3 protein-coding genes are annotated in these 5,697 nt (G+C 66.6%); 2 read left to right on the forward strand and 1 reads right to left on the reverse strand.

Features of this window, described 5'->3' with window-relative positions; all coding sequences use genetic code 11:
- Positions 1–30 precede the first annotated feature (30 nt).
- The gene (locus BLU09_RS16640) at positions 31–912 is read left to right on the forward strand and encodes an ABC transporter ATP-binding protein (protein WP_090490530.1); all 882 of its coding nucleotides are present in this window, start codon (positions 31–33) and stop codon (positions 910–912) included.
- Between the two features lie 9 nt (positions 913–921).
- A complete protein-coding gene (locus BLU09_RS16645) occupies positions 922–4,524 on the forward strand; it encodes an ABC transporter permease/M1 family aminopeptidase (protein ID WP_090490531.1) in 3,603 nt (1,200 codons plus the stop codon).
- Positions 4,525–4,528: 4 nt separating this feature from the next.
- On the opposite strand, the gene BLU09_RS16650 is transcribed toward BLU09_RS16645, so the two are convergent.
- Positions 4,529–5,065 (reverse strand): DUF2378 family protein, encoded by a 537-nt coding sequence (locus BLU09_RS16650; protein ID WP_090490532.1) that lies wholly within the window; start codon positions 5,063–5,065, stop codon positions 4,529–4,531.
- Positions 5,066–5,697: the final 632 nt, after the last annotated feature.

Consider the following 5,697-nt stretch of genomic DNA (forward strand, 5'->3'; position numbering starts at 1 on the left):
GGTCCCGAGGACTGGGCTAGGTTCGCCGCCATGGAGCTCAGACTGGAAGGCGTGTCGAAGACGTACCCCAACGGCACCCGTGCGTTGCAGGGTGTCAACCTCACGATTCCACGCGGGATGTTCGGGCTGCTCGGGCCCAACGGCGCCGGCAAGTCCACGCTGATGCGCAGCATCGCCACGCTGCAGGACGTGGACGCGGGCACCATGACGTTCGACGGCATCGACCTGCGCCGGGACAAGGACCGGCTGCGCGAGGTGCTGGGTTACCTCCCACAGGACTTCGGCGTGTACCCCAAGGTGACGGCCTGGGACATGCTGGACCATCTGGCCCAGCTCAAGGGCCTGGCCCAGCGCGGCCCGCGCCATGACACGGTGAAGGCGCTCCTCCAGAAGACGAACCTCTGGGAGCATCGCGACCGGCGGCTCGGTGGATTCTCCGGCGGCATGAAGCAGCGCTTCGGCATCGCCCAGGCCCTGCTCGGCAATCCCAAGCTGCTCATCGTGGACGAGCCCACCGCCGGGCTCGACCCCGCCGAGCGCTTCCGCTTCCACAACCTGCTGGCGGAGATCAGCACCGACGTGGTGGTGCTGCTGTCCACGCACATCGTCTCCGACGTGGCGGACCTCTGTCAGAACATGGCCATCCTCGCCCAGGGGAACGTCGTGGCCAGCGGCCACCCGCTGAAGCTGGTGGAGTCCCTGCACCAGCGCGTGTGGAAGCGCTTCGTCACCCACCAGGAGGAGCTGGACGCGCTCATGACGCAGTTGGAGGTCATCGCCGTGCGGCGCGTGGCCGGGCAGCGACTGGTCCACGTCTACGCGGAGTCCCCGCCAGAGGGCTTCGAACCCGCCAGCCCCGACCTGGAGGACGTGTACTTCCACGCGCTCGCCCGGGCATCCAAGCAGCCCTGAGGGCCCGCCATGTTCACCGCCCTCCTGACCTTCGAATTGCGGCGCCGGGTGAAAATGATCTCCACCTGGGTCTACGCCCTGGTGCTGGCCGCCGCCGCCGCGCTGATGACGCTGGCGATTGGCGCCGTGTTCAAGGGGTTCTCGGTGGCGTCGGGCCCGGAGCTGGTCCGCGTCAACAGCCCGCACACCGTCTTCAGCTTCACCATCAGCCTGGCCTACTTCGGCCTCTTCATGGTGGCCGCCGTCTTCGGCCAGGCCGCCTACCAGGACTTCGGCCACAACACGTGGATGCTCATCTTCACGAAGAACGTGAAGAAGGGCCCGTACCTGCTCGGCCGGTTCCTGGGCGCGTACCTCTTCAGCGCGGTGCTGATGTTGGCCATCATCCCCGGGCTGATGGTGGGCGCCGCGGGCGTGTGGCTGGTGGATGCCGAGCGGCTCGCTCCGTTCCAGCTCACGTCCTACCTCTGGCCCTACGTCATCGGCGTCTGGCCCACGCTCTTCTTCGCCGGCGCCGTCTTCTTCGCGCTGGCCGCCCTGACGCGGCGCATGGCCCCCGTGTACGTGGGCGTCGTGGTGCTGGTGATGGGGTACCTGACGCTCAGCGCCGCCATGTCCGACGTGCAGCACCAGGACCTGGCGTCCCTGCTGGACCCGTTCGGCTTCCTCACCTTCGAGAACGCGACCCGCTACTGGACGGCGGCCGAGCGCAACCAGGACCACGTCCCCTTCGCCGGGCTGCTGCTCGCCAACCGGTTGCTGTGGAGCGTCGTGGGCGCCGCGCTCCTGGGGCTGGCCGTCCTGCGCTTCCGCACCACCGTGGAGGAGCAGCGGGGACGCGGCACGCGCCAGGAGAAGGAGGCCCCCGCCCCGGTCGCCATCCCCACCACCCTGGCGGCGCCCACGACGGGCAGTTGGCTGCGCACGGCCTTCGCCACCTCCTGGCTGGCCTACCGCGACATCCTCCGCTCCCCGGTGTTCTGGTCCTTCGTCGTGGCGGGGCTGGCCATGGGCACCATGGGCATCTCCATCTCGAAGCAGATATACGGCACCGCCACCTGGCCGGTGACGTGGCAGGTGCTAGAGACGGCCACGCGAACGTTCCAGCCCTTCCTGCTCATCACCATCACCTTCTATGCGGGTGAGCTGGTGTGGAAGGAGCGCGACGCGGGGCTGGCCGACATCGTGGACGCCACGCGTGTGCCGTCCTGGGTCACCTATGGCGCGAAGCTGGGGGCGCTGCTGCTCGTGGCCTTCTCGCTGAAGGTCGTGGCGCTGCTGTCCGCGCTGCTCTCCCAGGTGCTTCGCGGCTACTTCGACATCGAGTGGAACCTCTACGCCACACAGCTCTTCCTGCTGGACTTCCCGCATGACGCGCTGTTGTGCGTGCTGGCCTTCTTCGCGCAGGTGCTCATCCATCAGAAGTACCTGGCGTACCTGGTGATGGTGCTCTACTTCGTCCTCCAGGCCGCGCTGGGCCTGGTGGGCGTGGAAGACCTGCTGGTCCGCTACGGCTCCGAGCCCACGCTCCGCTACTCCGACCTGAACCGCTTCGGCAGCATCATCCCCGCGCTCGTGTGGCACCGCGTCTACTGGTACGGGCTGGCGGCGCTGCTCGTGGCGGTGGGCTACCTGCTCACGGTCCGAGGCCTGGAGGCGCGCTGGAAGCAGCGCTGGGCGGCCGCCAAGGCTCGGCGCACGCGCGCATGGACGGCAGCCGCGGCGCTGTCGCTCTGCGTCTTCGTCGGGGCGGGCGCGTTCATCTATTACAACACCCACATCCTCAACCCGTACATCACGCGGAAGGACCGGGAGCGGCAGCAGGCCCGCTACGAAAAAGAGTACGCGTCCTACGCCGCCCTGCCCCACCCACGCATCACCGCCGCGAAGGTCACCTTCCACATCCACCCGGAAGCACTGCGCCTGGAGGCCCTGGGCAGCTACCGCATCCGCAACAAGACGGACGCGCCCATCTCCAAGGTGATGCTCAGCCTGCCGGATGACGCCCGGGTGCGCGGCCTGTCCCTGGCCGGGGTGACGAAGCCCGCGAGGCATGACGCCGAGCTCGGCATCTTCATCTACGAGCTGCCCACGCCGCTGGCGCCCGGCGCCGACTCCGCCATCGTGTTCGACCTGGAGTTCGGGGCGAAGGGCTTCAAACACGGCGGGGCGCGCACGGACATCGTGGGCAACGGCACCTTCTTCAACAACATGAACCTGCCGGTGCTGGGCTACCTAAAGGACGCGGAGCTGGAGGACGACCGGGACCGCAAGGACTACGGCCTGCCGCCTCGCGAGCGCCTGCCGGACCGCGACGATCCGAAGGCGAAGCAGGACAACTACATCCGCCAGGACTCGGACTTCATCACCTTCGAGGCCACGGTGAGCACGGCGAAGGACCAGATTGCCATTGCCCCGGGCTACCTGGAGAAGGAGTGGACCGAGGGCAACCGCCGCTTCTTCCACTACCGGATGGACAAACCCATCCTCAACTTCTTCTCCGTCCTGTCCGCGCGCTACGAGGTGATGCGCGACACATGGCGCGACGTGAAGCTGGAGATCTACCACCACCCCACGCATACCTTCGCGCTGGACCGGATGATGCGCGGCATGAAGGACACGCTGGAGTACTGCAGCGAGAACTTCGGGCCGTATCAGCACCGGCAGGCCCGCATCCTGGAGTTCCCCCGCTACGCGAGCTTCGCCCAGTCCTTTCCCAATACGATTCCGTATTCGGAGGCGCTGGGCTTCATCGCCCGCGTGGAGGACGGACGCGCCGACGACGTGGACTACCCGTACTACGTCACCGCGCACGAGATTGCCCACCAGTGGTGGGCGCACCAAGTGGTGGGTGCGCGCGCGCAGGGCGCCACGATGACGTCGGAGACGATGTCACAGTACGCCGCGCTGATGGTGATGAAGCACCGCTTCGGGCCGAAGAAGATGAAGCGCTTCCTCAAGTTCGAGCTGGACCGCTACCTCGCTGGCCGCGCGTTCGAATCGAAGAAGGAGGTGCCGCTGGCACGGGTGGAACAGCAGATGTACATCCACTACCAGAAGGGCAGCCTCGTCATGTACGCGCTGCAGGACTTCATCGGCGAGGAGCGGGTGAACCGCGCCCTGCGCCGCTACGTGGAGAAGGTCCGCTTCCAGGGCCCGCCGTACACCGGCTCCTCCGAGCTGCTGGGCTTCCTCCGGGAAGAGACGCCGCCGGAGTACCAGTACCTCATCGAGGACCTGTTCGAGAACATCACCCTCTACGACAACCGCGCCGTCTCCGCGCAGGTGCGGCAGAACGACCAGGGCACCTGGGACGTCACCCTCAAGGTGACGTCGAAGAAGTACCGCGCCGATGAGAAGGGCGAACAGACGGAGGTGGACTTCAACGACTGGATGGACGTGGGCGCGCTCGACGAGCGCGGCGAGGCCATCTTCCTGGAGAAGCGCCGGGTGACGAAGGGTGAATCGGAGTTCACCTTCACCGTTCCCGTGAAGCCCGTCCAGGTGGGCATCGACCCGCTCAACGTGCTCATCGACCGCACGTCTACCGATAACGTGACGGAGCCCTCCGTCGCGTCCACGGTAGCGCTGGGGAGCCCGTCCACGCCCTGACGGGTCAGCGCCAGCGAATGCGCAGGTCGAAGCCGTCGGGCGGCTCGTAGCGTTCCACGTTCGCCTGGGGCTCGGTGGCGCCGGCCTGCCGCAGCGCACCTTCACAGGTGCCCGCGGCGGCCTCCGCCGGGAACGGGTAGCCCCGGAAGCGGACACGCCAGTCCGCCGGCCCCAGGGATTCCACCTGGATGTCCACCGGGGAGAAGACGGAGCTGAAGCTCAGCGACACGCGCTTCATGGCGCGCTCGGGTCCGGCCACCTTGAGGGCAATGCCCACCACCTTGCCCACCAGGGTGTCGAAGTAGCTGCGCACCAGCTCCCGCCCCAGGGTCCGGTAGGCCGACTGACGGTCCATGCCCTGGTAGCGGTAGCGCACCGTCGCATCCTGACAACCCACGAACACGGCCGCCGGATAGGTGGCGCGGGGCTTGTCCATGTCGAAGCCCGCGGCCAGGAACTCGGCCTGGAGCTTCGCGTCGGGTTGCGCCAGGCGGACCAGGGATTCGAACAACGTTGATTGAACAGTGACTTCGGCTGGCATCGGTGGCGCGGCACCCTAGGGGAGTCAAGCGGTGCGGGAAAGCGGATGCACCGGCGTTGTTTGACTCGCCAACGTCCGCGCTCAGTCGCCGCGAAGGCCGCCGGGGCCAGGCGGTTGGGGCCGGGCCAGCAACGTAGGCGGCATCCCCAGCTCCACGGGCATGAAGTAGACATGGATGCCTCACATCACTCCCGGCGTCTCAGTGAGTGAGAATGAATCATCCCATCCGGCGACGAAGCGGTCCTTGTGACCTGTGGCGACACAAACGTCTCGCGCGTCGAGAATCCAGAGCAACAGCCCGAAGTCGCTCCCAGCGGCCGTCTTCCGACTCATGACGAAAGACGCGCACGGGCCCAGGAACAAGGGACATGGCGGAGCCTCACAAGTGTCAGACAGTCCTGAGAGGATGTCCCCAGGCGCCAATGCCAGAGGGGGAGCCCCGCGCGACATCCGTAACAGGAATTGAGTGAAGAAACCTGGCCTCGGCCGTTTCTCACCAACTTGAGACGTCGTGTCTCAGAGGGCACACGGCTGTGACACATGCTGTAACCCATTCATACACAACCAATCTCGAGAGTTAAGAATACAACCTTGGCTTTACGAGCAATCCGCTATTGGCGTAGGTTTTAGAT

This window comes from Myxococcus virescens, from assembly GCF_900101905.1.
In the GTDB taxonomy this organism is placed as follows: Bacteria; Myxococcota; Myxococcia; order Myxococcales; family Myxococcaceae; genus Myxococcus; species Myxococcus virescens.